This is a genomic window from Streptomyces sp. NPDC030820 (genome assembly GCF_055572075.1).
The window spans coordinates 131,840-154,202 of the sequence record NZ_JBVIEB010000002.1 but is presented as its reverse complement, the minus strand read 5'-3'; the positions used below and the strand labels follow the sequence as shown (position 1 = coordinate 154,202).

The window sequence follows — 22,363 nt, the reverse complement described above, 5'->3', positions numbered from 1 at the left end:
CACAAGACCCCTGACACGGGCTTTCAGGATGCTTTCAGGTTGCCCCTGACAGGGTCGTTGATCACCTGACACCCCCTCACAGGAGCAATCTTGACGACGTCCTCGACGACGAAATCCGTCATGAAGAAACTGCCCGAGGTCACCCTCGCGTTCTGGGTCATGAAGATCGCGGCGACGACCCTGGGCGAGACCGCCGGCGACCTGTTCGCCCAGACGCTCAAACTCGGCTACTTCCTCACCACCATCGCCCTGTTCCTGGTCTTCGTGGTGACGCTGGTGGTCCAGCTGCGCTCCGCGCGCTACAACCCGTTCTTCTACTGGACCGTGATCCTGTCGACCTCCATGGCCGGCACCACCATGTCCGACTTCATGAACCGGGACGCCAGCGAGAAGTACCTCTCCAACGGCGCGACACGCCTCGGCTGGGGCCCGCAGGGGCTGGGCCTCGGCTACCCGGAGGGCGCCGCGATCCTGATCTCGATCCTGCTGCTGATCTTCCTCGGCTGGAAGCTGAGCGGGATGACCTTCCAGATCACCGAGATCGTCACCTTCCGGGGCGAGGCTCTGTTCTGGTCGGCGATCCTGGTCTCCAACACCCTCGGCACCTCGATGGGCGACTTCCTGTCCGACAGCTCGGGCCTGGGCTATCTGGGCGGCGCGGCCCTGGTGACCGGCGTGCTGCTCGTCCTGGTCGCCCTGATGAAGGTCCCCGCCGTGCCGAACGTCCTGCTGTTCTGGATCGCGTTCGTGCTGACCCGCCCGCTCGGTGCCACGGCCGGCGACCTGCTGACCAAGCCGGTCGCCAAGGGCGGCCTCGACCTCGGTACGGCCGGTTCCTCTGCGGTGCTGCTCGCGGTGCTGTTCGGCCTGATGGGATACGCGCATCTGCAGGAACGGCGGGCCACCGCCCCGGAGTTCGCAGGCCCCGAGGGGGAAGCGGTCAAGCCGCAGGAGGCCGGGCGCCGATAACGCGAAACCCCGCCCCGGGAGTACCGGGGCGGGGTTCGTCTGGAGCGCCGGGCAGGCCTTGCACCTGCATTTCCCCGCAGGAAGCGGGGCGTCTTTCCTTGGACCACCAACGCACTGCGTCCGGGCCGTTCTTCCGGCCGTTCGCTGTGTGATGATCATAGCGCAGGTCGGGGGGACCTTGGCAACTCAGGCCTCGGCCACCGACTCGAACCGCCACCGGTGCACCGGCCGGGTCACCCACTCGGGCGCGGGCTCCGGCAGTTCGGGGATCCCGGCGTCGTACGGCGCGTCCCACCAGGTGACGACCAGCACCCGGTCCTCGGGCGCGCGGAAGGTCTCCCGGCGCAACGGCTCCGGGGCCAGCGGCTGTTCAAGCACCCAGGCCAGCAGTTCCTCGCCCCGGCCTGCGACGGCCCGGGCCTCCCACATCAGCGCGACGGTCACGAGTACAGGTTCTCCTTGCTGACCTCGTGCACATGGTCGTGGTTGCCCGGGACGTGCGCCTCCGTGACCGGCAGCGAGGAGTCTGCCGACAGGTCCAGGCTGGAGGCGACCCGGTTACGGGCGACCATCTCGGCGCCGAGCGCGGCCACCATCGCACCGTTGTCCGTGCACAGCTTGGGGCGGGGCACCCGCAGCCGGATGCCGGCCTTCTCGCAGCGCTCCTGGGCGAGGGCGCGCAGCCGGGAGTTGGCCGCGACACCGCCGCCGATCATCAGGTGGTCGACGCCCTCGTCCTTGCAGGCGCGGACGGCCTTGCGGGTCAGGACGTCGACGACGGCCTCCTGGAAGGAGGCGGCCACATCGCGGACCGGGACCTCCTCGCCGACCGCGCGCCTGGCCTCGATCCAGCGGGCCACGGCCGTCTTCAGACCGGAGAAGGAGAAGTCGTACGCCGGGTCGCGCGGGCCGGTCAGGCCGCGCGGGAAGGCGATCGCCTCCGGGTCGCCCTCGCGCGCGTACCGGTCGATGACCGGGCCGCCCGGGAAGCCCAGGTTCAGCACCCGGGCGATCTTGTCGAAGGCCTCGCCGGCCGCGTCGTCGATGGTCGCGCCCATCGGGCGGACGTCGGAGGTGATGTCCTCCGACAGCAGCAGCGAGGAGTGGCCGCCGGAGACCAGCAGGGCCATGGTCGGCTCGGGCAGCGGGCCGTGCTCCAGCTGGTCGACGCAGATGTGCGAGGCGAGGTGGTTGACGCCGTACAGGGGCTTGCCGAGGGCGTAGGCGTACGCCTTGGCCGCCGAGACGCCGACGAGCAGGGCGCCCGCGAGGCCGGGCCCCGCGGTCACGGCGATGCCGTCGAGGTCCCTGGCGGAGACACCGGCCTCCTTCAGCGCGCGGTCGATCGTCGGGACCATCGCCTCCAGGTGCGCCCGGGACGCCACCTCGGGGACGACACCGCCGAAGCGGGCGTGCTCGTCGACGCTGGAGGCGACGGCGTCCGCCAGCAGGGTGGTGCCGCGGACGATGCCGACGCCGGTCTCGTCGCAGGAGGTCTCGATGCCGAGTACGAGAGGCTCGTCGCGTGAGTCAGTCATTGCTCTCGGTTTCCTGTACTGGTGAACGTACTGATGAAGAAGGGTCGCTCAGGCGCATCACCAGGGCGTCCACGTTGCCCGGCTGGTAGTAGCCGCGGCGGAAGCCGATCGGCTCGAAGCCGAAGCGCTCGTAGAGCTTCTGCGCGCGGACGTTGTCGACCCGGCATTCGAGCATCACCTCGTGACACTCGAAGGCGGTGGCCGCGCGCAGCAACTCGGTCAGCAGCCGGGCACCGAGGCCGGTGCCCTGCTGGTCGCGGGCCACGGCGATGGTCTGGATGTCGCCCTGATCACCGGCGGCGACCAGCCCGGCGTAGCCGACGATACGGCCGTCGGTCTCGGCCACGAGATAGCGCCGGGTCGCCTCGGCGCCCCGGGAGTGGGCCAGCTCGGACCAGAACATGCCCCGGGACCAGGCGTCCTCGGGGAACAGGTCCTTCTCCAGCTCCAGGACCGGGTCGATGTCCCACCAGCGCATCTCGCGCAGTCGTACGGTCACTTCGGGGTGACCACCTTGTAGTTCTTGGGAACCTGGGCGTCCGGGCGGCGCAGATACAGCGGCCGGGGTGCCGGCAGCTCCTCACCGGCGGCCAGTTTCTCCACGGCGAGCGAGGCGAGGGCCGCGGCCGAGACGTGCTCGGGCTCGTGGGCGCTCGGGAACGTGTCCGGGTAGAGCAGCGCGCCCGCGCCGACCGCCGGGAGCCCGGCGACCTGCTCGGCGATGTCGCCGGGACGGTCCACGGCCGGTTCGGTCAGCCGGGTCCGCGAGTCGGCGTACGTCGCCCAGTAGACCTCCTTGCGCCGGGCGTCGGTCGCCACGACGAAGGGGCCCTTCTCCATGTCGGCGGCGTAGGCGAGGCCGTCCAGCGTGCACACGCCGTGGACGGGGACGCCGAGCGCCAGACCGAAGGTGTCGGCGGTCATGAGGCCGACGCGCAGGCCGGTGTAGGGGCCGGGGCCGATGCCGACGACGATGCCGGTGACGGCGTCCAGCCCGAGCCCGGTCTCGGCGAGCACACGGTCCACGGCCGGCAGCAGCAGCTCTCCGTGCCGGCGCGCGTCCACCTGGCTCGACGAGGCGACGACGTCCGTGCCGTCGTGCAGCGCGACGGTGACGGCGGGTGTTGCGGTATCCAGAGCGAGCAAGAGCACGCGAACAGCCTACGGCGCCCGCGCCGCATGCATCGCCGTCCTGGGCGTACGGTCACCGGCTGCTACGGTCTGTACGAAGTACGACATATCGCGCGAGGCGTATCGCAGGGCAGAGGTGGGGCGCACGTGGCAGGGACCAGCTCGGTGATCGTGGCCGGCCTGACCGCGGCGGCCCTCGGCGCCGTCGGCCTCCTCGCCTGCCAGGCCCAGGCGAACGCGCCGGCGAGCCTGAGCGGCAGGCCCGGCCCGAACGCCGCCCCCTCGGCGAGCGCCGGCCAGGCCGCCCGGCACAGCCCGACCGCGGTGCCGGGCGGGTCCGGCACGGGTGAACGGGTCGTGTACTCGGTGGACGACGACCGGGTCTGGCTGGTCGACCGCGGGAACCGGATGGAGCGCAGCTTCAAGGTCGACCCCGGCACGGTCGACCCGCTGCCGGGCTCCTACTGGGTCACGTCCCGGTCGAGCGCGACCACCGGCACGGACGGTGTCCCGGTCGAGCACGTGGTCCGGTTCACCACCGTGGACGGGTTGACCATCGGATTCAGCGCGGCGGTCGCTCCGCGGGCGGCTGCCGGCCCGAATGTGCGGACCGGGGGGATTCGGGAGACCCGGGTCGACGGGGATGCGATGTGGATGTTCGCGACGATCGGCATGAAGGTCGTGGTGATTCGCTGAGCGCCGTGCCGCCTTGTGTCATCCGGCGTCTGCGGGTTCGTTGCGGCTGGTCGCGTTCGTTGTGGCTGGTCGCGCCCGCCCGCCGGGAGCCGCATGGTCGACACGGTCCCGCGCCCCTTCGGGGCGCTCCTCAGGGGCCCGGGGTGGACAGGAAACCGCCCTCGCCGCCTCGCATGATGCCAGGAGGTCGCGCATGGACACGGCGATGGGACCGGACTCGGTCACGGGGCGCCTCCTGACGTACGGGCGCGCGTGGTTAGGCACGCCTAACCACGGGCTGGATACCATGTGACCACGCCCGGGACGTCCTGCGCAACATGTTGCCGACGGCTTGTCGGAATCCCGGCGGGGCGCAGCTCAGGCCGTGAGTGTCTCCAGGCCCGCGTCCGCCCAGCGCTCCCCCAGCCCCGTCAGGGTGACGTGCCGTACCTCGTCCGTGCCCGGGGGTTCGGGGGTGTCCCCCGGAAATGTCGCAGCGCCGACGGCGCGGTGGATGACGACCTGGAGCCGGTCCTCGGTCAGCTCCTCGACCTTGCCCTCGCCCCACTCCACGACGATCACCGAGTCGGGCAGGCTGACGTCGAGGTCCAGGTCCTCCATCTCGTCCAGGCCGCCGCCGAGCCGGTAGGCGTCCACGTGGACGAGCGGCGGGCCGTCGCCCAGGGAGGGGTGCACCCGGGCGATCACGAAGGTCGGCGAGGTGACCGCGCCGCGCACGCCGAGTCCCTCGCCCAGCCCGCGGGTCAGCGTGGTCTTGCCCGCGCCCAGCTCGCCGCTCAGCATCACCAGATCGCCCGCCCGCAGCAGCTTGGCCAGCCTGCGGCCCAGCTCCCGCATCTGCTCGGGCGAGGTGATCGTCAGCCGGGTCTCAGCGGGGTCCTGCGCTGCTGCTGGTGCTTCCATAGCCCATAACCGTAACCCCTGCGGGCACCGCACCCGCGCGGGTGAGCAGGTCGGCGAGGCGGTCGGTGACCACTTCCGGGTGTTCCAGCATCACCAGGTGCCCGGCGTCCGGGACCAGCACCAGTTCGGCGTCGGGCAGCAGGTCGGCTATGGCCTCGCTGTGCTCGCTGGGCGTGACCAGATCCTGGACCCCGGCCAGGACCAGCACCGGCATGTCCCGGAAGCAGGCGAGCGCCTCGGTCTTGTCGTGGTCGGTGAAGGCCGGGTAGAACTCGGCGACCACGTCGATCGGCGTGGACTCGATCATCCGCTCCGCGAACCGCTCGACGGCCGGGTCGACGTCCCGCCCCGCGAACGAGTACCGCTTGATGATCCCGGCGAACAGCTCGGCGGTGGCCCGGCGCCCCTTCTCCACCAGCTCCGCCTGCTGCCCGAGCGCCTTCAGCACTCCGGGCAGGATCCGGCGCACCGCGTTGACGCCGGCGACCGGCAGCCCGAAGTTGACCTCGCCGAGCCGCCCGGACGAGGTACCGACGAAGGCGGTGGCGACGACCCGTTCGCGGATCAGCTCCGGATACTCGGAGGCGAGCGCCATCACGGTCATCCCGCCCATCGAATGGCCGACCAGCACGATCGGGCCCTCCGGTACGGCGGCGTCCAGGACGGCCTTCAGATCGCGGCCGAGCTGGTCGATGGTGAGCGGCACCCGGTCCCGGGTCTGGGCCATGCCCCGCCCGGAGCGGCCGTGGCTGCGCTGGTCCCAGTGCACGGTCCGGACGACCCCGCGCAGGGCCGCGCGCTGGAAGTGCCAGGAGTCCTGGCTGAGGCAGTAGCCGTGGCAGAAGACCACGGTGACCGGGGCGGGGGCCTTACGGCCGAACAGCCGGCGCCGGCGCGGGGAGACGTGCGGACCCGGGTCGGGCTCGGCCTCGTCGATCTCGTAGTACAGCTCGGTGCCGTCGTCCGCGATCGCCTTGCCCGGGATGCCGCGCAGGGTGCCGTAGGGGCCCGCGGAGTCCAGCGCCAGCCGGGCCTTCCTGCGCACCCCGCGGCCCACCGTCATCCGCTCGATGGCGACGCCGGCCGCCGCGCCCGCGGCGAGCACACCTATCGCGGCACCGGCGATGCCGGTCGCCCTGCGCCAGCTCCCGGCCGCCCCCGCGGCGGAGGCGGCGGCCGCCGAGGCGACGACGTCCGCCACGGCCTCCGCACTGCTCTCGCTCACGTACCGCTCCTCTTCGCCGTACTGCAGTTCGCTCATGGGTGCGACCGATGGTGCCTGTGCTGCCGCCGTAACAGGTATGACCGGTGTTACACGTGATCCAGGTCGCGTCTCCCGAACGGGATATCCGAGTCCTTCCCGTTCACATGTACACGGTCACATGACCGTGTGGCACGGCGCGTTGACACAGAGGCTCTGCACAGAGGCATTTATTCGGAGGCATTTACATAGACGCGCGGAACCCGGGTTCCGATCCGCGTGACGATCTCGTACGCGATCGTGCCGCAGGCCTGCGCCCAGTCCTCGGCGGTCGGCTCGCCTCGGTCGCCGGGTCCGAACAGCACGGCCTCGCTGCCCACCGGGGGCTCGTCGCCGCCGAGGTCCACCACGAACTGGTCCATGGCCACCCGGCCGGCGGCCGTGCGCCACTTGCCGTCGACCAGCACCGGACCGGTGCCGGAGGCATGCCGGGGGACGCCGTCGCCGTAGCCGATCGGGATGAGGCCGAGGGTGGTCTCACCGGGGGTGACGTAATGGTGACCGTAACTGACCCCGTGCCCACCCGGCACGCGCTTGACCAGCGCCAGCGAGGCGCTGAGCGTCATCACCGGGCGCAGCCCGAAGTCGGCCGGGGTGCCGATCTCCGGGCTGGGCGAGATGCCGTACATGGCGATGCCGGGGCGGACGAGGTCGAAGTGGGTCTCGGGGAGGGTGAGCGTGGCCGGGGAGTTGGCGATGTGCCGCACCTCGGGGCGCACACCCTGCTCCTCGGCGTACGCCAGCATCTCCCGGAAGCGGGCGAGCTGGGCGGCGATGGAGGGATGGCCGGGCTCGTCGGCGCAGGCGAAGTGGGACCACAGCCCGGTGACCCGGACGAGCCCGTCGGCTTCGGCGCGCAGGGCCGCACGGACCAGCTCGGCCCAGTCGTCCCCCGGCTGGCAGCCGTTGCGGCCGAGCCCGGTGTCGGCCTTGAGTTGCACGCGCGCGGTGCGCCCGGCCTCGCGGGCGGCCGCGACGGCCTCCCGCAGCGCCCACATGCCGCTCACCGACACGTCGATGTCGGCCTCGACCGCCTGCCGCCAGGGGCCGCCCGGCACCCACAGCCAGCACAGGATGCGGCCCGGCAGTCCGGCGGCGCGCAGCGCGAGGGCCTCCTCGGGCGTGGCCGTGCCGAGCCAGGTCGCGCCCGCCGCGAGGGCCTCGCGGGCGCACGGCAGCGCCCCGTGGCCGTAGGCGTCGGACTTGACGACGGCCATCAGGGCCGCGTTCGGCGTCCGGGCACGCAGAGCACGCACATTGGCCCGCAGGGCGCCCAGATCGATCTCGGCGCGGGCGCGCAGGGGGGCGGTCGGCACAGTCGCAGTCTCACTCATCGCGCCCCCAGTCTCTCAGAGGGCCGTTCGGGCCCCGGCCGCAGTCTCGACTACCCGGGTCTCAGGTACCCGGCCGCCGCCCCCACACGTAGACGCGGTCACCCTTCTTCAGCAGGCCCCACAGGGTACGCGCGTCGCCGAGCTTCAGATTGACGCAGCCGTAGGAGCCGACGGTGGTGTAGATGCTGCCGTAGACGGCGTGGAACGCCTCGCCGCCGTCGAAGAACTGGGCGTACGGCATGGGCTGGTTGTAGAGGGTCGACCAGTGGTTCTTGTGCCGCCAGTAGATGCTGTGCCAGCCCGTGCGGGTGACATGCCCCTTGCGTCCGCTCCGCATGGGCACCGGGCCGAACACCACCTTGGAGCCCTTCTGCACCCAGGTGAGCTGACGGTCCAGATCGACGCAGGCGACCTTGTACGACCGGACGGGGCACTTCTTGGCGGCGTTCGGGTTCTTCCTCGCCGAGACGAGCATCATGGTCGACCAGGTGACGGGGCCGGCGAATCCGATGGCGGGCTTGATCTTGTACTTGACCTGGAACGCCCGGATGGCCCTGCAGTCGGCGGACGACTGCTTCCCGTCGACCGTCAGCTTCAGCCACCGCTCGACCTGCCGCTGATAGGGCCCGGGCTGCTTGCTGCAGGTCACCCTGGTGACGGCGTCGGCGAGCGGCACGTACTCGATGAGGTCGTACGTCCCCGGCGCCGCGGCCTTGGGTTCCACGGCGTCCTCTTGGGCGGTGGGCGTGTACACCCTCGGCGGCAACGCCTGGTCGGGCGTGTCGATCTGCCAGGGCTGCCCGGGCCGGGGCGCGACACCGGGGACGAGTTCGGGAGCGGGGGGCACGGGGGCGCCGGCCGCGCGGCCGGCCGTGGGGGCGCCGGCGGCTGGGTATGCCACGGCGGTGCCGGCCGCCGACAGGGCCGTCGCGGTGGCGAGCAGCACCGCGACACCTCGGGGCGCGATTCGTCTGCTGATCATGCGATCAGCCAAGCGTGGGGCTCCGCCGGATCGGGGGTGCCGCGCGGGAGGGTCACCCGGGGGGGTGGACCTGGATACGGCGGTCGTCGGCCGGGTGCGGGTGTGCGGGGGCTTGTCGCGCAGTTCCCCGCCCCTCTTCGGGGCACTGCCGCGCAGCCTGCGGCTACAGCACGTGCACGTCCCGCCATGCCTCCGGGATCCGGTCGGACACGTCGTGTGCGCCCACCGGTGCCCCGTCCGCCGCGAACCTTCCGGCCAGGCCGTGGAGATACGCCGCCGTGCTCCCGGCGTCCAGAGCCGAGAGCCCCGCCGCCAGCAGCGACCCGGCGAGCCCCGACAGCACGTCCCCGCTCCCGGCCGTAGCCAGCCACGACGTCCCCGTGGCGTTCACCCGCACCGCCCCTCCCCCGGTCTCGGCGACCAAGGTCGTGGACCCCTTCAGCAGCACCGTCGCCCGGTACAACGCCGCAAGCTCCCGCACCGCGGCCAGGCGAGCCCCTTCGACCTCCTCCCGGCGCACGCCCAGGAGCGCGGCCGCCTCTCCGGCATGGGGTGTCATCAGGGTCGGCGCCGTACGCCCGCGCACCGCGGCCCGCTCGGCCAGCCGCAGCCCGTCCGCGTCGATCAGCACCGGCACGTCCGCCCCGAGCACCTCGACCACGGTCGCCGCGTCCTCCCCGGCCCCCGGCCCGACCACCCAGGCCTGCACGCGCCCCGCCTTCGCCGGCCCCTGGTCGGACACCAGCGTCTCCGGGAAGCGGGAGATGACCGCGTCCCCGGCCGGCCCGACGTACCGTACGGCCCCCGCCCCGCCCCGCAGCGCGCCGGAGACGGCGAGCACGGCGGCGCCCGGATAGCGCGCGGACCCGGCGGCGATCCCGACGACCCCGCGCCGGTACTTGTCGCTCTCCGCGGCCGGCACCGGCAACAGCCGTGCCACATCGGCGTGTTGGAGGGCCCGCAGCTCGGGCTGGGCGGGCAGTTCCAGGCCGATGTCGACCAGCCGCACCACCCCGGCGTACTCCCGCCCCGGATCGATCAGCAGCCCCGGCTTGTACGTCCCGAAGGTCACCGTCAGATCGGCCCGGATCGCGGCCCCCCGCACCTCCCCGGTGTCCGCCTCGATCCCGCTCGGCAGGTCCACGGCCACCACCGCGGCCCGGGACCGCGCGGCGACCCCGGCCAGGACCTCGGCCTCGGGCCGCAGCCCGCCCTTGCCGCCGATCCCGACGATCCCGTCCACGACGAGGTCGGCCCGCTCGATCAGTCCCTCGGCGGAACCGGCCGCGGCGACCGTGCCTCCCGCCCGCCGCAGGGCGGCCAACCCGCCCGTGTGCGCCCGCTCGGGCGTCAGGAGCACGGCCGTGACCCCGGCGCCGCGCCGGGCCAGCCGCGCCCCCGCGTACAACGCGTCCCCGCCGTTGTCGCCGCTGCCGACGAGCAGCACCACCCGGCTGCCGTACACCCGTCCGAGCAACTCGGCGCAGGCGGCGGCCAGCCCCGCGGCGGCCCGCTGCATCAGCGCACCCTCCGGCAGCCGCGCCATCAGCGCCCGTTCGGCCGCCCTTACCGTCTCCACGCTGTACGCACTCCGCATGGCACCGAGTCTGCCCCGGAACGGCCCTCGCCCACACCCGGGCGCTCAGCCCTCGGCGACCACCACGGCCGAGGCGACGCCCGCGTCATGGCTGAGCGACACATGCCAGGACCGCACGCCCAGCTCCGCGGCTCGCGCGGCCACGCTGCCCGTCACCCGCAGCCGGGGCTGTCCGCTGTCCTCGACATACACCTCGGCATCGGTCCAGTGCAGCCCGGGCGGCGCCCCCAGCGCCTTCGCCAGGGCCTCCTTCGCGGCGAACCGGACAGCGAGCGAGGCGATCCCGCGCCGCTCCCCGCTGGGCAGCAGCAGCTCCCGCTCCACGAACAGCCGATCGGCCAGCCCGGGCGTCCGCTCCAACGACGCGCGAAACCGGTCGATCTCGGCGACGTCGATCCCCACTCCGATGATGCTCATGCCGGGCAGCCTACGATCGCGGACCCGGCAGCTCCCGCCCACCTGCCGAAATCCAACTGCCGCGCCGGGCGCGTGCCGTCTACGCTCCGTCCATGACGACCCAGGCCCATCTCTCCCGACTCTTCTCGCTGGACGGCCGTGTCGCCGTGGTGACCGGAGGCAGTTCCGGCATCGGCCGGGCCATCGCCGGGGCGCTGGCCCGGGCCGGCGCGAGCGTGGTGGTCGTGGCCCGCACCGAGGAGCAACTGGAGGAAACCGTCGGTGAGTTGAAGGCCGACGGTTGCCGGGCCGGCTGGATCGCGGCGGACCTGAGCACCCGTGACGGTGTGCGGGCGGCGGCCGAGGAGGCGGCCGGCGTGTTCGGTGAGCCCGACATCCTCGTCAACTCCGCCGGGATCAACCTGCGCCCGCCGATGGGCGAGCTGGGCGAGGACGTGTGGGACACCACCATGGCCGTGAACCTGGAGGCGCCTTTCCTGCTGGGGCAGCGGTTCGGGCCCGGCATGGCGCAGCGCGGCTTCGGCCGGATCATCCACATCACCTCCCAGCAGGCCCACCGCGCCTTCGTGCAGAGCGGGGCGTACGGCGTCTCCAAGGGCGCGCTGGAGTCGCTGGCCCGCTCGCAGGCCGAGGCCTGGTCGCCGTACGGCGTCACCGTCAACACCCTGGTGCCGGGGTTCGTGATGACTGCCCTCAACCGGCGGCTGTCGTCCGACCCGCAGCAGGTGGCCGCCCTGGCCGCCCGCACGATGACCGGCCGCAACGGCCTCGCCGAGGACTTCGAGGGCGCGGCCGTCTTCCTGGCAAGCCGCGCCTCCGCGTACGTCACAGGCCAGTCGATCTTCATCGACGGCGGCCTGTCGGTCCATTGAGCAGCGCCCCGCAGGGGCGCGGGGAACTGCGCGAACTCTCCTGACCTGCGGGCGGTGCTACTCCACCGTGACCGACTTGGCCAGGTTGCGCGGCTGGTCCACCTCGTTGCCGCGGGCGGTGGCCAGTTCGCAGGCGAAGACCTGGAGGGGGACGGTGGCCACCAGCGGCTGGAGCAGGGTGGGGGTGGCCGGGATGCGGATCAGGTGGTCGGCGTACGGGACCACCGCCTCGTCGCCCTCCTCCGCGATCACGATCGTGCGCGCCCCACGCGCCCGGATCTCCTGGATGTTGGAGACGATCTTGTCGTGCAGGACCGAGCGGCCGCGCGGCGAGGGGACGACGACCACGACCGGCACGTCCTCCTCGATCAGCGCGATCGGACCGTGCTTCAGCTCGCCCGCCGCGAAGCCCTCGGCGTGCATGTAGGCGAGTTCCTTGAGCTTGAGCGCGCCCTCCAGCGCGACCGGGTAGCCCACGTGCCGGCCCAGGAACAGCACCGTGTTCTTCGACGCCAGGCTGCGGGCCAGCTCGCGCACCGGCTCCATCGTCTCCAGGACCCGCTCGACCTCCACCGAGATCCGGGACAGGTCCTTGATCACCGCCTGGATCTCGTCGCCCCACTTGGTGCCGCGCACCTGGCCCAGGTAGAGCGCCACCAGGTAGCAGGCCACCAGCTGGGTCAGGAACGCCTTCGTGGAGGCGACGGCGACCTCCGGCCCGGCGTGCGTGTACAGCACCGCGTCCGACTCGCGCGGGATCGTCGAGCCGTTGGTGTTGCAGATCGCCAGCACCTTGGAGCCCTGCTCGCGGGCGTGCCGCAGCGCCATCAGGGTGTCCATGGTCTCGCCGGACTGCGAGATGGCGATGACCAGGGAGCGGCCGTCCAGGATCGGGTCCCGGTACCGGAACTCGCTGGCCAGCTCCACCTCGCAGGGGATGCGCGTCCAGTGCTCGATCGCGTACTTGGCGATCAGGCCGGCGTGGAAGGCCGTACCGCACGCGACGATGACGACCTTGTCGATCTCCCGCAGCTCGGAGGGCGAGATACGGACCTCGTCCAGCGTCAGTGAACCCGACGGGTCGATACGGCCCAGCAGCGTGTCGGCGACCGCCTTGGGCTGCTCGGCGATCTCCTTGAGCATGAAGTAGTCATAACCCCCCTTTTCCGCGGCCGACGCGTCCCAGTCCACGTGATAGCTGCGGACCTCGGCCGGGCGGCCGTCGAAGCCCGTCACCGCCACGCCGTCGCGGCGCAGCTCCACCACCTGGTCCTGGCCCAGCTCGATCGCCGACCGCGTGTGGGCGATGAACGCGGCGACGTCCGAGGCCAGAAACGCCTCACCCTCTCCAACGCCCACCACCAGCGGCGAGTTCCGCCGCGCACCGACGACCACGTCCGGCTCGTCGGCGTGCACCGCGACCAGGGTGAACGCGCCCTCCAGCCGCCGGCACACCAGCCGCATGGCCTCCGCGAGGTCCGCGCAGGCGGAGAACTCCTCGGCGAGCAGGTGGGCGACGACCTCGGTGTCCGTCTCGGACGTCAGTTCGTGGCCGCGCTCGGCGAGTTCGGCCCGCAGGACCGCGAAGTTCTCGATGATGCCGTTGTGGACGACGGCGACGCGCCCCGCGTTGTCGAGATGCGGATGGGCATTGGCGTCGGTCGGCCCGCCGTGGGTGGCCCAGCGGGTGTGCCCGATGGCCGTCACGCCCGTCGGCAGCGGCCGTTCGACCAGTTCCTTCTCCAGATTGACCAGTTTCCCGGCCTTCTTCGCCGCGGCCAGCCCGCCGTCGGCCAGCACGGCGACACCCGCCGAGTCGTAACCCCGGTACTCCAGCCGCTTCAGCCCCGTCATGACGACATCGAGCGCCGACTGTGACCCTACGTATCCAACGATTCCGCACATGAGCGGCAGCCTACGACCCGGGAACGGCCCGAACTGGCCTCCTGCTGCCCGAAATCGGAAATTCCCACCGTCGTACGAAGGCCGCACCGTGATCAAATGGCCGTCGGCGATGACCGACAGGGGGGACCTCGGTGAGCGAGCCGTACCGCGAGGTGTACTACTACGACTTCGAGGAGGACTTCGGACTCAGCGGACTTACGGGGACCGTGCGTTCCGGCGCCGACCCGCAGTCCGTGCTGGCGCACGCGGCGCAGGCCGCCGCGGAGGACGAGGACTACCGGCTCGGCACCGACGTACGCCTCCTGCTGGACTCCCCGCACCCGGACGACGCGCTCGGCGCCCTCTGGGCCGCGCTCACAGCAGGGCACTTCGATCCTTCCGGCCACGGCATCGCCCCGCGCGCCTGGCTGCGCCTGCTGGCCGAGGCGTGCCCGGCCCGCACGCCGGTCCGGTCCCCGGTGACGCTGGAGGTCCTGGACGAGAGTCGCCCGGTGATCACGGAGGAGGAAGTGCGCGCGGCCGTACGCGCCGAGCTGCCGTCGGCCGCCTCCGCTCCCGTGCCACCGGACATCGCCCGTACGCTCCGCCGGATCGTCGACGACGTCGACGCCGACCTCGGCCTCCGGCTGCTGCTGCGCGTCCTCAAGGCGTACGCCGTACCGGTGGAGAAGGAACAGTACGACCGGCTGGTGGATCTCGGCGACCGGCTGGCTTACCCCGGCGCCGCCGTGTTCGAGGGCCTCACCGTGCGCTGGCCGCCGCTCGACGCAGGCGAACGGGACTTCGCGCCCCGCTTCGGGCTGCCGTTCCTCGCCTCGACGTTCCATGGGGAGTACGACGACTGGCGCTGGTCCGGGACGGGCACGCCCCGGGAACACATCGCCCGGCTGGTCCGCGCGGACGCCGGCATCGCCCCCGGCGCGCAGGCCGCCGTCCTCCTCCAGGACACCCGGCGCCTGCTGGATTCGGCGCTGCACGACGCGGCGGTCACCGCCCTGTGGCGCACGGCCTCGGCACGCCGGTACGCCACCGAGACCTTCGACGCCGACGGGCGGACGTGGCTGCGGAAGATCGCCGGAGTGTGCGCCGAGCGCCTGGCAGAGGTCGCCCCCGGCTACACCCCGACCGTGTCACCGCCGCGGAACGACGTCATGGACCAGGTGCTGCACGAGGTCGGCGAGATCCGCTCCCTGCTCGACCGCAGCACGCGCGGCGCGATCGCGGACCTGGTCCGGGAGACGGTGACGTCGGTCGACCCCGACCTGGGCCTCCGCTTCCTCCACCAGATGCTCGGCGCGCACGACGTACCGGTGACACCCGCCCAGTACGCCCGTCACCAGGACCTCTGCGCCCGCCTCGGCTACCACCCCGAGTACGTCACGGACCGGCTGGAGCGACTGCTGCAACCGGAGTGACCGCAGGGGCCGGGGGGGCGTGACACACCCCACCCGCCGCCTCGTTCAAACTCCGTTAACAATGGACTGTGATCTCACCGGTCTCCTCGATGCCCCGGAGCGCCCACCGGCACAGGCCGGAGGCGACTCCCTACGTCGACCTCACCCGCGCCGAGTGGAGCGCGCTGCGCGACAAGACGCCGCTGCCGCTCACCGCCGAGGAGGTGGAGAAGCTGCGCGGTCTGGGCGATGTGATCGACCTGGACGAGGTGCGGGACATCTACCTCCCACTCTCCCGGCTGCTCAACCTCTACGTCGGCGCCACGGACGGACTCAGAGGGGCCCTGAACACCTTCCTCGGCGAGCAGGGCTCCCAGTCCGGCACCCCGTTCGTCATAGGTGTCGCCGGCTCGGTGGCCTGCGGCAAGTCCACCGTCTCCCGCCTGCTGCAGGCCCTGCTCTCCCGCTGGCCCGAGCATCCGCGCGTGGAGCTGGTCACCACGGACGGCTTCCTGCTGCCCACCCGGGAACTGGAGGCCCGCGGCCTGATGTCGCGGAAGGGTTTCCCCGAGTCCTACGACCGCCGCGCCCTGACCCGTTTCGTCGCCGACATCAAGGCGGGCAAGGACGAGGTCACCGCGCCCGTCTACTCCCACCTCATCTACGACATCGTCCCGGACCAGAGGCTCACGGTCCGCCGCCCCGACATCCTGATCGTCGAGGGCCTGAACGTCCTGCAGCCCGCCCTGCCCGGCAAGGACGGCCGCACCCGGGTCGGCCTCGCCGACTACTTCGACTTCAGCGTGTACGTCGACGCGAGCGCCGAGGACATCGAGCGCTGGTACCTCAACCGCTTCAAGAAACTGCGCCAGACGGCGTTCCAGAACCCCGACTCGTACTTCCGCAAGTACACCCAGGTCTCCGAGGAGGAGGCCCTCGACTACGCCCGCACCCTGTGGCGGACGATCAACAAGCCCAACCTGGTGGAGAACATCGCCCCCACCCGCGGCCGGGCCACCCTTGTGGTCCGCAAGGGCCCGGACCACAAGGTGCAGCGACTGAGACTGCGCAAGCTGTAGTCGGACGGCGGCCGCAGGACATTGCCACTCCGTGCGGCCCCGGGTCAGCCCAGCGCAGATTTCACGGCGTCGGCCAACCGCCCGGCGACGGACCGGGCCTGATCGATGTCCGCGGCCTCGACCATCACCCGCACCAGCGGCTCGGTCCCGGAAGGCCGCAGCAACACCCGTCCCGTCTCACCGAGTTCGCGCTCGGCCTCGGTCACCGCCGCAGCGAGCTCCGCCGATGTCTTCACCCGCGACTTGTCCACGTCCGGCACATTGATCAGCACCTGCGGCAGCCGCTCCATCACGGACGCCAGCTCCCGCAGCGTGCGGCCGGTCTCGGCGACCCGCGCCGCCAGCAGCAGCCCGGTCAGCGTGCCGTCTCCGGTGGTCGCGTGGTCGAGGATGATGACGTGCCCGGACTGCTCGCCGCCGAGGGCGTACCCGTGCTCCTTCATCTCCTCCAGGACGTACCGGTCGCCGACGGCCGTCTGCACCAGGCGGATCCCGGCCTTCTCCATCGCCAGCTTGAAGCCCAGGTTGGACATCACGGTGGCGACGACCGTGTCGGCCCGCAGCGCGGAGCGCTCCCGCATGGCGAGCGCCAGCACGGAGAGGATCTGGTCGCCGTCGACCTCCTCGCCGGTGTGGTCCACGGCCAGGCACCGGTCGGCGTCGCCGTCGTGCGCGATGCCGAGGTCGGCGCCGTGCTCGACCACCGCGGCCTTGAGCTGGTCCAAGTGGGTCGAGCCGCAGCCGTCGTTGATGTTCAGACCGTCCGGCTCGGCGCCGATCGTGATGACCTGGGCACCGGCCCGTGCGAACGCCTCCGGCGAGACCCCCGAGGCCGCGCCGTGCGCTTCGTCCAGGACGATCTTCAGTCCGTCGAACCGGTTCGGGAGGACGGACAGCAGGTGGCCGACGTACTGCTCGAAGCCCTCGTCGTACGACCGCACCCGGCCCACGCCCGCACCCGTCGGCCGCTCCCACGGCTCTCCGTGCCGGTGGGAGTCGTACACCGCCTCGATCCGGTCCTCCAGCTCGTCGGCGAGTTTGTGGCCGCCGCGGGCGAAGAACTTGATGCCGTTGTCCGGCATGGCGTTGTGACTGGCGGAGAGCATCACGCCCAGGTCGGCGCCGAGCGCACCGGTCAGATACGCCACCGCGGGCGTCGGCAGCACACCGACACGCAGCACGTCCACGCCGGCGCTGGCCAGGCCCGCGACCACGGCCGCCTCCAGGAACTCCCCGGACGCCCGCGGGTCCCGACCGACCACCGCCGTCGGCTTGTGGCCTTCGAAGGTGCCCGCCTCGGCCAGCACGTGGGCCGCCGCAACGGACAGGCCGAGCGCCATCTCGGCCGTCAGGTCCGCGTTGGCGACACCGCGTACGCCGTCCGTGCCGAAGAGTCGTCCCACTTGTCCTCCTGAGGAAACTGCGATCACACAAGCCGTTGAGCGGCTGAGCGTCTCGTGTCGTTATACGCCCTTGCCTGGGATAAACGAACGCCCCGACGGCACATGTGGCGTGCCGCCGGGGCGTTCGGAGTACGAGCAGGCGACGCTTAGCGCTTGCTGTACTGCGGAGCCTTGCGGGCCTTCTTCAGACCGGCCTTCTTCCGCTCGACCGCGCGGTCGTCGCGGCGCAGGAAGCCGGCCTTCTTCAGCGGGCCGCGGTTGTTGTCGACGTCGGCCTCGTTCAGGGCACGGGCGACACCGAGGCGCAGGGCACCGGCCTGACCGGAGACACCGCCACCCGCGATGCGGGCGATGACGTCGTAACGGCCCTCGAGCTCGAGCACCTTGAAGGGCTCGTTGACTTCCTGCTGGTGCACCTTGTTCGGGAAGTAGTCCTCGAGGGTGCGACCGTTGATCTTCCACTTGCCGGTGCCCGGGACGATCCGGACGCGGGCAATGGCGTTCTTGCGGCGGCCCAGGCCGGCGGCCGGCTGGGGCTCGCCGAAGCGGGAGGCCAGGGACTCCGAGGTGTACTCGCCCTCGACGGGGACCTCGGACTCGGTGGTGTAGCTCTCGATGTCGATCTCTTCGATCGGCTGCTCGGCAGTGGTCTCGGCCACGATTCTCCTCAGATTCTCTTCAGTCTTAGGGGGTGGCCGGACTTACTGCGCGACCTGGGTGATCTCGAACGGCACCGGCTGCTGGGCAGCGTGCGGGTGCTGGTCGCCCGAGTAGACCTTCAGCTTCGTGAGCATCTGACGGCCCAGGGTGTTCTTGGGAAGCATGCCCTTGACGGCCTTCTCGATGGCCTTCTCGGGGTTCTTCGCGAGCAGCTCGTCGTAACGGACGGAGCGCAGACCACCCGGGTAGCCGGAGTGGCGGTACGCCATCTTCTGGGTCCGCTTGTTGCCGGACAGGTGCACCTTGTCGGCGTTGATGATGATGACGAAGTCACCAGCGTCGACGTGCGGCGCGTAGATCGGCTTGTGCTTGCCCCTCAGAAGGGTCGCTGCGGTGGTGGCGAGACGGCCCAGGACAACGTCCTGAGCGTCGATGACGTGCCACTGGCGCGTCACATCGCCGGGCTTGGGGCTGTACGTACGCACGGTTCGTAGCCTTCGCTTCGAGTGAATGGTCCTGAACAGGTCACCGAAACGATCACGACAGCCTTGACCGCACGGCGGCGACGCAAACCGCGTACGTGGGGTCGCTGGTCATCGGCCCGGTGGACCGGTGTAAGGGCCCGTCCCGTGAGAATGAGCAAGCCAATACACAACGAACAAGCAGAATACCGGGGTCATCGGTGAGGGTCAAAACGAGCGATCGGCGTGCTCACCCTCGCCCCCCGTCTAAGATGCGCCCCATGAGTTACGGGCAGGGGGGACCCCAGTCTCAATGGGATCCCTGGAAACCGCATTCCCAGCAGTCCTGGAGCAGCGGCGGTGACGACGGGACCCCGGACTGGGCGGCGCTCGCCGAGGCCTCGGAGACCCGCAACAAGCGCCGCAAGCTGCTGTTCATAGGCGCCGGCGCCGTCGCCACGATAGCCGTCGGCACCGCCGTGGCCATGGCCGTCGTCTCCGCGAACAGCGGCACCGACGCCTCCGGCGGTCCCACCGGCCTGCCCGCCAGCGCCTCCGTGCCCAGCGGCTCGGCCACGCCGTCCTTCGCGTCCACCAGCGCCCCGCCGCCGCTGGACCCGAGAGACTTCATAGCCAGCGCCAAGAAGGACACCGCCCCGCTCAGCGCCGACACCCTCTTCCCGGGCACCCAGCTGACCATGGGCGAGACCGTGTACAAGAAGGGCGCCACGGCCGACACCACGAACTGCGCCTCCGCCGCCGGCGGCAATCTGCCGAAGATCCTCACCGCGGGCGGCTGCACCCGCCTGATCCGTGCGACCTACACCAACGGCGGCGTCGCGATCACCGTCGGCGTCGCCGTCTTCGACGACCAGGCGCAGGCCACGAAGGTCAGGAAGCAGGCCGCCAAGAAGGCCGTGGTGCGCTCCCTGCCCGGCAAGGGCGTCAAGAACTTCTGCGACGCCGCGATCTGCCTGACGACCACGAACTCCGTGGGCCGCTACGCCTACTTCACGACCGGCGGCTTCCTCAACGGCAAGAACGTCACCAACAAGGACACGGCGGTCTTCCGCGCCGGCACCGACCTGCAGCAGTTCGTCTTCAACCAGATCTACCGCCGCGGCCAGGCCCAGGCGTCGGCGGCAGCGAACCAGTGAGCCAGGACTCCCCCGCCGCTGAGGCGGGGGCTCGGCCGCGCGAGACCACTGCCGTGCGTTCCGGCCGGCGGCGCGCCGTCCTGAAGACCCACGTCCGGTAGGACCAGAAGCGGAACAGGGTCGCGATGCCGATGCCGAAGAACTTGCAGACGTTGTTGGCGAGCGTGCCGTCCCAGCCGAATCCGTAGGTGGTCAGGTAGAGGACCGAGTTCTCGATGACCAGGCCGATCCCGCTGAAGAAGAGGAAGAGGCCCAGCTCCTTCCTCCGGCCGGTCCGGTCGTCCTGGCCGCGGTCCCGGTACGCGAAGTACCGGAGGCCGAGGTAGTTGCCCATGATGGCGACAGCCGTCGCCACGACACTCGCCCTGACCGGCTGCCAGTGGGCAACGCTCCGGATGATGTTGAAGACCGCGAGGTTGAGCACGAATCCCGAGAGCCCCACCAGGCCGAACTTCGCGATCTCGCGGTACAGCTTCCCCAGCCGCGAGGGAACCGCGTGCCGTCCGCCCATGGTGACGTCAGCTCCGTCGGTTGCGCAGCCGCAGTCGCAGCGGCACCAGCGCCGACTCGATCTGCGTCGCGAGGTTCATCTTGGACACGCCCTCCGTGCGCTCCTCGAACCGGATCGGGATCTCGACGGCGCTGTGACCTGCACGGACGGCCTTGTACTTCAGCTCCACCTGGAAGCTGTAGCCGGCGCTGTCCAGGGTGGCCAGGTCGACATCCCGGAGGGTCGGCGCGGACCACAGGTTGAAGCCGGCGGTGATGTCCCGGATCTTGGTGCCGAGCACGGCGCGGGCGTAGCGGTTGGCGAAGCGGGACAGCAGCACCCGGTGCCTGCCCCACTCCTCGTCGAGCGCACCGCCCTCGACGTACCGGCTGCCGATCACCAGGCCGACGCCGGAGGCGACGGCCGTACCGAGCATCCGCGGCACCGCCTCCACCGGGTGGCTGCCGTCGGCGTCCATCTGGACGACGTACTGGGCGCCCTCCTCCAGCGCGGCGCTCATGCCCGCCACGTAGGCACGTCCCAGCCCGTCCTTCTCGGTGCGGTGCAGCACGCTCATCCGCCGCCGGCCGTCCCAGTCGTACTTCTCGGCCAGCTCCTCGGCGATCCGCCCGGTGCCGTCCGGGCTGGAGTCGTCGACGATCTTCAGGTGCAGGCCGTCGAGCGGCAGCCCGAGGACCGCCTCGGCCATACGCGGCAGATTGGCCGCCTCGTTGTACGTGGGCATGACCACGGTGACCCGTGCGGCCCGGTACGACTCGTCCATTCAGTCTCCCTCCCCTGCCGGCACCGGCCTGCCCAGTGCCAGGAACCGCCAGCCGGCCGCGGTCCACCTCTCCGCGTCGAGCGCCCCCCGCCCGTCCACGATCCGCGGACGGGAAACCAGCGACCGGGCCTGCACCGGGTCGATCTCCCGGAACTGTGGCCACTCGGTCAGATGCAGCACGAGATCGGCCCCGAGCAACGCCTCCTCGGCCGACAACGCGTATCCGAGGAGGGGGAAGGACTTGCGGGCGTTGTCCATCGCCTCCGGGTCATGGACCGTGACATCGGCGCCGTCGAGGTGCAGGCGCGCGGCCACGTTCAGCGCGGGCGAGTCGCGGATGTCGTCCGAGTCCGGCTTGAACGCCGCACCCAGTACGGCGACCCGTGCGCCGAGAACGTCTCCCCCGCACAGCTCGCGGGCCAGCTCGACCACCCGGTCGCGGCGCCGCATGTTGATCGCGTCGACCTCGCGGAGGAACGCGAGCCGGACCCCCAGCTCGTCGGCGCGGTGAGCGAAGGCGCGGATGTCCTTGGGCAGGCAGCCCCCGCCGAAGCCGACCCCGGCCCGCAGGAACTTCCGGCCGATCCGGTCGTCGTGTCCCAGGGCCTCGGCAAGGACCCCGACGTCACCGCCCGCGGCCTCGCACACCTCGGCCATCGCGTTGATGAAGGAGATCTTGGTGGCGAGGAAGGCGTTGGCGGCCGTCTTGACCAGCTCGGCGGTCGGGAAGTCAGCGGTGACGAGCGGCGTCCCGACGGCCAGGACGGGTGCGTACACCTCGCGCAGGACCGCTTCGGCCCGGGCGGAGGCCACCCCGAAGACCAGCCGGTCGGGCCGCAGCGTGTCCTCGACGGCGAAGCCCTCCCGGAGGAACTCCGGGTTCCAGGCGACCTCGGTGCCGTGCGTGTCCGCCAGCCGCTGCGCCGTCCCCACGGGCACGGTCGACTTGCCGACCAGCAGCGCGTCCTCGGCCGCGTGCGCGGCGATCGCCGCGAAGGCCGCGTCGACGTACGTCAGGTCGGCGGCATCGGAGCCCGCCCGCTGCGGGGTGCCGACGCACACGAAGTGCACCTCACCGAAGGCACCGGCCTCCTCGTACGAGGTGGTGAAGCGCAGCCGCCCGCTCGCCGTGTGCCGCGCGATCAACTCGGGCAGCCCCGGCTCGTGGAACGGTACGCGCCCGGACCGCAGCGCGGCGATCTTGTCCGGGTCGACGTCGACCCCGAGCACCTCGTGCCCGAGCTCCGCCATGCAGGCGGCGTGGGTGGCACCCAGGTAGCCGGTGCCGATGACGGTGAGCCGCATGGGGACGGCCTTTCGTGTACAGGGT

The 22,363-nt window shown here is 71.5% G+C and carries 23 protein-coding genes; 6 read left to right on the top strand and 17 right to left on the bottom strand.

The features are described from left to right. Positions 1-120 precede the first annotated feature (120 nt). Positions 121-969: a COG4705 family protein gene (locus ACZ418_RS05385; protein WP_468357241.1), complete on the top strand. Its 849-nt coding sequence runs from the start codon at positions 121-123 to the stop codon at positions 967-969. A gap of 186 nt (positions 970-1,155) precedes the next feature. Here the strand turns inward: ACZ418_RS05385 and ACZ418_RS05380 are convergent, their stop codons facing one another. From ACZ418_RS05380 to tsaB, 4 genes are read right to left on the bottom strand one after another with little or no spacing between them, the layout of a single operon-like run. Next, positions 1,156-1,413 (bottom strand): hypothetical protein, encoded by a 258-nt coding sequence (locus tag ACZ418_RS05380; RefSeq protein ID WP_468357238.1) that lies wholly within the window; start codon positions 1,411-1,413, stop codon positions 1,156-1,158. Further along, the gene (gene tsaD, locus ACZ418_RS05375) at positions 1,410-2,507 is read right to left on the bottom strand and encodes a tRNA (adenosine(37)-N6)-threonylcarbamoyltransferase complex transferase subunit TsaD (protein ID WP_468357235.1); all 1,098 of its coding nucleotides are present in this window, start codon (positions 2,505-2,507) and stop codon (positions 1,410-1,412) included. Before tsaD ends, ACZ418_RS05380 begins: the two co-directional genes overlap by 4 nt. Further along, entirely contained in the window at positions 2,500-2,985 is a 486-nt protein-coding gene (rimI, locus tag ACZ418_RS05370) for a ribosomal protein S18-alanine N-acetyltransferase (RefSeq protein ID WP_468358858.1), read from the bottom strand. Before rimI ends, tsaD begins: the two co-directional genes overlap by 8 nt. Before the next feature lie 17 nt (positions 2,986-3,002). Further along, complete coding sequence (gene tsaB, locus ACZ418_RS05365) at positions 3,003-3,659, bottom strand: tRNA (adenosine(37)-N6)-threonylcarbamoyltransferase complex dimerization subunit type 1 TsaB (RefSeq protein WP_468357232.1); 657 nt, start codon at positions 3,657-3,659, stop codon at positions 3,003-3,005. A gap of 126 nt (positions 3,660-3,785) precedes the next feature. Between tsaB and ACZ418_RS05360 the strand changes: the two genes are divergently transcribed. Then, the gene (locus tag ACZ418_RS05360) at positions 3,786-4,334 is read left to right on the top strand and encodes a hypothetical protein (RefSeq protein WP_468357229.1); all 549 of its coding nucleotides are present in this window, start codon (positions 3,786-3,788) and stop codon (positions 4,332-4,334) included. Between the two features lie 357 nt (positions 4,335-4,691). On the opposite strand, the gene tsaE is transcribed toward ACZ418_RS05360, so the two are convergent. From tsaE to ACZ418_RS05330, 6 genes are all read right to left on the bottom strand, one after another. Beyond that, entirely contained in the window at positions 4,692-5,237 is a 546-nt protein-coding gene (tsaE, locus tag ACZ418_RS05355) for a tRNA (adenosine(37)-N6)-threonylcarbamoyltransferase complex ATPase subunit type 1 TsaE (RefSeq protein ID WP_468357226.1), read from the bottom strand. Further along, positions 5,203-6,462, bottom strand: a complete 1,260-nt coding sequence (locus ACZ418_RS05350) for an alpha/beta fold hydrolase (RefSeq protein ID WP_468358855.1) — start codon at positions 6,460-6,462, stop codon at positions 5,203-5,205. The genes tsaE and ACZ418_RS05350 overlap by 35 nt, the downstream gene beginning before the upstream one ends. Positions 6,463-6,668: 206 nt before the next feature. Then, positions 6,669-7,832 (bottom strand): alanine racemase, encoded by a 1,164-nt coding sequence (gene alr / locus ACZ418_RS05345; protein ID WP_468357223.1) that lies wholly within the window; start codon positions 7,830-7,832, stop codon positions 6,669-6,671. 61 nt (positions 7,833-7,893) lie between these two features. Then, positions 7,894-8,814 (bottom strand): L,D-transpeptidase family protein, encoded by a 921-nt coding sequence (locus ACZ418_RS05340; RefSeq protein WP_468357220.1) that lies wholly within the window; start codon positions 8,812-8,814, stop codon positions 7,894-7,896. 163 nt (positions 8,815-8,977) lie between these two features. Beyond that, positions 8,978-10,411, bottom strand: coding sequence for an NAD(P)H-hydrate dehydratase (locus tag ACZ418_RS05335; protein WP_468357217.1), 1,434 nt, complete (start codon positions 10,409-10,411; stop codon positions 8,978-8,980). Positions 10,412-10,456: 45 nt separating this feature from the next. Continuing rightward, positions 10,457-10,828 (bottom strand): holo-ACP synthase, encoded by a 372-nt coding sequence (locus ACZ418_RS05330; RefSeq protein WP_365580314.1) that lies wholly within the window; start codon positions 10,826-10,828, stop codon positions 10,457-10,459. Positions 10,829-10,920: 92 nt separating this feature from the next. On the opposite strand from ACZ418_RS05330, the gene ACZ418_RS05325 reads away from it, so the two are divergent. Beyond that, the gene (locus ACZ418_RS05325) at positions 10,921-11,700 is read left to right on the top strand and encodes an SDR family NAD(P)-dependent oxidoreductase (protein ID WP_468357214.1); all 780 of its coding nucleotides are present in this window, start codon (positions 10,921-10,923) and stop codon (positions 11,698-11,700) included. Positions 11,701-11,757: 57 nt separating this feature from the next. Here the strand turns inward: ACZ418_RS05325 and glmS are convergent, their stop codons facing one another. Continuing rightward, complete coding sequence (gene glmS / locus ACZ418_RS05320) at positions 11,758-13,605, bottom strand: glutamine--fructose-6-phosphate transaminase (isomerizing) (protein ID WP_468357212.1); 1,848 nt, start codon at positions 13,603-13,605, stop codon at positions 11,758-11,760. Positions 13,606-13,736: 131 nt separating this feature from the next. Here glmS and ACZ418_RS05315 point away from each other — a divergent pair, with 131 nt between their 5' ends. Both ACZ418_RS05315 and coaA read left to right on the top strand, forming a co-directional pair. Then, positions 13,737-15,020, top strand: a complete 1,284-nt coding sequence (locus tag ACZ418_RS05315; protein ID WP_468357209.1) for a hypothetical protein — start codon at positions 13,737-13,739, stop codon at positions 15,018-15,020. An 89-nt stretch (positions 15,021-15,109) separates the two neighbouring features. After that, positions 15,110-16,078: a type I pantothenate kinase gene (coaA, locus tag ACZ418_RS05310; protein ID WP_468358853.1), complete on the top strand. Its 969-nt coding sequence runs from the start codon at positions 15,110-15,112 to the stop codon at positions 16,076-16,078. 44 nt (positions 16,079-16,122) lie between these two features. On the opposite strand, the gene glmM is transcribed toward coaA, so the two are convergent. From glmM to rplM, 3 genes are all read right to left on the bottom strand, one after another. Then, on the bottom strand, positions 16,123-17,481 hold the full coding sequence (gene glmM, locus ACZ418_RS05305; protein WP_468357206.1) for a phosphoglucosamine mutase: 1,359 nt from the start codon (positions 17,479-17,481) through the stop codon (positions 16,123-16,125). 146 nt (positions 17,482-17,627) lie between these two features. Next, on the bottom strand, positions 17,628-18,140 hold the full coding sequence (gene rpsI, locus ACZ418_RS05300; RefSeq protein WP_145879486.1) for a 30S ribosomal protein S9: 513 nt from the start codon (positions 18,138-18,140) through the stop codon (positions 17,628-17,630). Positions 18,141-18,182: 42 nt separating this feature from the next. After that, positions 18,183-18,626, bottom strand: a complete 444-nt coding sequence (rplM, locus tag ACZ418_RS05295) for a 50S ribosomal protein L13 (RefSeq protein WP_189978663.1) — start codon at positions 18,624-18,626, stop codon at positions 18,183-18,185. A gap of 257 nt (positions 18,627-18,883) precedes the next feature. Here rplM and ACZ418_RS05290 point away from each other — a divergent pair, with 257 nt between their 5' ends. Then, positions 18,884-19,759 carry a hypothetical protein gene (locus ACZ418_RS05290; protein WP_468357203.1) on the top strand — a complete coding sequence of 292 codons (876 nt, stop codon included), beginning with the start codon at positions 18,884-18,886 and terminating at the stop codon, positions 19,757-19,759. Here ACZ418_RS05290 and ACZ418_RS05285 read toward each other — a convergent pair. From ACZ418_RS05285 to ACZ418_RS05275, 3 genes are read right to left on the bottom strand one after another with little or no spacing between them, the layout of a single operon-like run. Further along, positions 19,704-20,270 (bottom strand): GtrA family protein, encoded by a 567-nt coding sequence (locus ACZ418_RS05285; RefSeq protein WP_468357200.1) that lies wholly within the window; start codon positions 20,268-20,270, stop codon positions 19,704-19,706. The two genes, ACZ418_RS05290 and ACZ418_RS05285, sit on opposite strands and share 56 nt — an antisense overlap. Before the next feature lie 7 nt (positions 20,271-20,277). After that, the gene (locus tag ACZ418_RS05280; RefSeq protein WP_468357197.1) at positions 20,278-21,033 is read right to left on the bottom strand and encodes a polyprenol monophosphomannose synthase; all 756 of its coding nucleotides are present in this window, start codon (positions 21,031-21,033) and stop codon (positions 20,278-20,280) included. Next, complete coding sequence (locus tag ACZ418_RS05275; protein ID WP_468357194.1) at positions 21,034-22,338, bottom strand: UDP-glucose dehydrogenase family protein; 1,305 nt, start codon at positions 22,336-22,338, stop codon at positions 21,034-21,036. It lies immediately after the preceding gene. Positions 22,339-22,363: the final 25 nt, after the last annotated feature.